Annotated in this window: 1 protein-coding gene; it reads right to left on the reverse strand. The window is 73.8% G+C overall.

The genetic code is table 11. The features are described from left to right. Positions 1-55 precede the first annotated feature (55 nt). Positions 56-556, reverse strand: coding sequence for an FMN-binding protein (locus CCN72_RS36365; RefSeq protein WP_107430292.1), 501 nt, complete (start codon positions 554-556; stop codon positions 56-58). Positions 557-558 lie beyond the last annotated feature (2 nt).

The raw sequence follows: 558 nt of genomic DNA on the forward strand, positions 1-558 counted from the left end.
CCGCACATCGAAGGAGAACACGGTCCCCATGACCTCCTCCGCGTGCCGGACGCCCTCACCCATGGACCTGGTCCAGGGCGGACTGGAGGGACTGCCGGTAGCCGGTGCTGGTGTACGTCGCGCCCGAGACCATGTCGATCCGCGCGCTCTGCGCGGCCAGCGCCTCACGCCGCAGCTGGGGGAGCGCGTAGCTGTTGATCTCCTGGTCGCGCGGGTTCTCCGTGGGGTACTGGAGGGCCGTCACCTCGGTGAGCCTGCCGCCCTTGACGGTCACCCGTACCTGGACCGGCCCCCAGCGGGTCTGCGCGGTCTCACCGGTGACGGTCTTCGCGGCCCCTCCGGCCGCCGGGGCACCGCCGGTCGTCGAGGAACCCCCCGATGTCGAGGAACTCCCGGCCGTCGAGGAACCTCCGGAAGCGGCGGGCGCGCTCGCGCCGCCCCCGGAGCCCCGCGCCGACGCGCCCAGGGCGAGACCCGGGCTGCTGTGCGGCTTCAGGGACAGCAGCAGCACCACGGCGGAGACCGTCGTGGCGCTCGCCAGCACGACACGGCGCAGCG

This window comes from Streptomyces murinus, assembly GCF_002154555.1.
GTDB lineage: Bacteria > Actinomycetota > Actinomycetes > Streptomycetales > Streptomycetaceae > Streptomyces > Streptomyces murinus.